2 protein-coding genes are annotated in these 2,912 nt (G+C 72.1%); one reads left to right on the plus strand and one right to left on the minus strand.

Going from position 1 to position 2,912, the window contains the following annotated elements; all coding sequences use genetic code 11:
* Positions 1–249: 249 nt before the first annotated feature.
* On the plus strand, positions 250–2,262 hold the full coding sequence (locus tag D183_RS0119570; protein ID WP_017910496.1) for a bifunctional DedA family/phosphatase PAP2 family protein: 2,013 nt from the start codon (positions 250–252) through the stop codon (positions 2,260–2,262).
* 93 nt (positions 2,263–2,355) lie between these two features.
* Here D183_RS0119570 and D183_RS0119575 read toward each other — a convergent pair.
* Positions 2,356–2,912: protease inhibitor I42 family protein (locus D183_RS0119575; RefSeq protein WP_232757321.1), on the minus strand; the 557-nt coding region annotated here is incomplete at its 5' end.

Genomic DNA, 2,912 nt, shown 5'->3' on the forward strand with positions numbered 1-2,912 from the left:
CTGCTCACCTGGGCGTCGTGCCAGGTGCCACCGCACGCCGCGCCTGCGTGATGCCGCCGCCCTGCGAAGCGACGGCGTCACGCACCGGCCCCGGCGCGGCGGCGCTGCCATCCCCGGCACGGGACGGCGACAACGACGCGCCCGACGGCGGACCAGGTCTGCCGGGCGGCCCGGTTGCGCAAGGCCGGTCGCCCGACACGGCACCCCGGCGCTAACGGACCGTCATCGTGCTCCCTCTATACTTGCCCGATGAATGCCTCATGGACCGATGCCACGCTGGAGTGGATCGCAGCACACCCCATCCTGGCCGGCGCGGTCATCTTCGCCATCGCGTTCTGCGATGCGGTCATCATCCTCGGCACCCTGGTGCCGGCGCTGCCGCTGCTGTTCGCGATCGGCGTGCTGATCGGCCTGGGCCAGATCTCCGGCCCGTACGCGGTGGTCAGCGCCGCGCTCGGCGCGCTGATCGGCGATGCGCTCAGCTACTGGGTCGGCTATCGCTGGGGCCATCAGCTGCGCAACTACTGGCCGTTCAAGCGCTATCCGCAGTTGCTCGACCGCGGCGAGGCGATGTTCCGCCGCAATGCCTTCAAGAGCATCCTGGTGGCGCGCTATGTCGGCGCCATCCGTCCGTTCGTGCCGGCAGTGGCGGGCATGATGAAGATGCCGCTGCGCCGCTATCTGCTGCCCAGCAGCGTGGCCGCGGTGACCTGGTCGCTGCTGTTCCTGGGACCGGGCTGGCTGCTGGGCCAGGCCTACGACGCGGTGGCCGCGGTCGCCGGACGCCTGTTCCTGGTGCTGGGCCTGCTGGCGCTGGCGCTGGGCCTGGTGTGGGCCATCGTGCTGTACGGCTACCGCTGGTCGGCCGGACACATGGACGCACTGCTGGCGCGCGGCCTGGACTGGTCGCGCCGGCACCCGGTGCTGGGCCGCTACTCGATCGCGGTGTTCGACCCGCAGCGCCGCGAATCGGTGCCGCTGGCGATGCTGGCGGTGATGCTGCTGGCGCTGGGCTGGGGCTGGTTCGCGCTGCTGATGGTGGTGGTGGCGCACGGCGAGCCGCTGCGCCTGGACCTGGCAGTGCACGACCTGATGCTGGCCCTGCGCAACCCGCTGGCCGACTATCCGATGACCGCACTGGCCTCGCTCGGCGACTGGCAGGTGCTGCTGCCGCCGACCGCGCTGGGCCTGCTCTACCTGGCCTGGCGCCGACGCTGGATGGCCGCGGCGCACTGGCTGGCGGCGCTGGCGTTCGGCCTGGCCCTCACCAAGCTGCTCGGCACCACCGTGCACGTGGTACGGCCGCCGGCGGCCAGCAGCGGTTTCGGCTTCCCCTCGGTGGCGGTGACCATGGCCACCATCAGCTTCGGCTTCTTCGCGGTGCTGATCGCGCGCGAGTTGCCCGGGCGCTCGCGGGTGTGGCCGTACCTGCTGTCCGGCGCGGTGGTGACCCTGATCGGCTTCGCCCGCCTGTACCTGGGCGCGCACTGGCTCAGCGACGTGGTCGGCGGCATGCTGTTCGGCATCTTCTGGCTGCTGGTGCTGGGCATCGCCTACCGCCGCCGCTTCAACCGCGGGTTCTGGATGAAGCCGCTGGCCTGGCTGTTCTACGGCGGCTTCGCGATCGCCGCGCTGTGGTACGCGCCGCGCCAGCTGGAACGCAAGCTGGCCAAGTTCGAACCGCCGCCGCCGCAGGTGACGCAACTGGCGGACGCGGCCTGGTGGCAGCACGACTGGCGCACCCTGCCGTCGCGGCGCAACGAGTTCGACGACGACCAGCGCTGGCCGCTGGACATCCAGGTGGCCGGGCCGCTGGCGCCGCTGCAACGCCAGCTCGAAGCGGCCGGCTGGCGCGTGCAGCCGCAGGCCGGCTGGCAGCAGGCGCTGCAGTTGCTCGACTACAAGGCCACGCCGGCACAGGTGCCGGTGCTGCCGGCGACGCTGGACACGCGGGTGGAATCGCTGCTGATGCTGCGCCCCGGCCCGAATCCGGACGAGCTGTACGCGCTGCGCCTGTGGCCGGCGCCGGCCCGCCTGCAGCCGGGCAACGTGCCGCTGTGGCTGGGCAGCGCGCAGAGCCTGCGCTACGAGCGCCACTTCAACCTGATCGGGCTGTGGCGACCGCTGCGCGGCGCCGATCCGGCGCTCAACGCCGTGACCGAGGCGCTGCACGCACTGCCCACGCGCAAGGACATGCACCGCCGCAGCGAGATCCCGGTGCTGCTGGTACGCAGCGAAGGCGAAGCGCCGCCGTCGCCCTGAGCGGCGGCGGCGGTACGCCCCCCCCCTCTCGAACCGATCGGTGCCACACCGGCGCTGCGCCGCTCTGCAGGCGCCGGCGGCGGGCGATGGCGGCTACTTCACCTCGACCCGGATCGAACGCGAGTCGGTGGCACGGCCCTCCCAATGCCGCGAGTAGACGAGATCGATCGCGCCGCTGCCGTGATCGGTGGCCTTGAAGGTGTAGGTGACAGTGCTGGGGCAACCCATGCGACCGGTGGCGCAGGCCGTGCCGGGTGCATGCTCGATGTCGAGCAGCGCCAGCGGCGCGGGCAAGCTGCGCAAGGCCCAGGCACTGCCGGTCGACCCGTTTTCGGAGAGGGTGACCGCGAACAGTTGCCCGCGCTGCAGGGCGAACGGCTTCATCGACGGCGCCAGGCAGGTCTTGGGCGACACCTGATCGGCATTACCGGTGACCAGGGCGATGGAACCGCGCGGGCAGTCGGCCTGACCGGCTGCGGCAGCGGGCGCGGGGGCCGTCTCGGCGGCGATGGCGGGCAGGCTCGGGCAGCCGCCGGCGGACAGCAACAACAGCAGGAAGGAACGCCTCATACGAAGTCCTCGATCGTGCGTGGATAGGACGTCAGGCCGCCAGGGCGGGATGCCGTTGCCGGCGGCCGGGCGCGGCCGCC

It is taken from the genome of Xanthomonas sp. SHU 199 (assembly GCF_000364665.1).
Classification (GTDB): domain Bacteria; phylum Pseudomonadota; class Gammaproteobacteria; order Xanthomonadales; family Xanthomonadaceae; genus Xanthomonas_A; species Xanthomonas_A sontii.

Coding starts and splice junctions, on each gene's coding strand:
- D183_RS0119570 (WP_017910496.1), top strand. CDS start 250: ATGAATGCCTCATGGACCGATGCCACGCTGGAGTGGATCGCAGCACAC.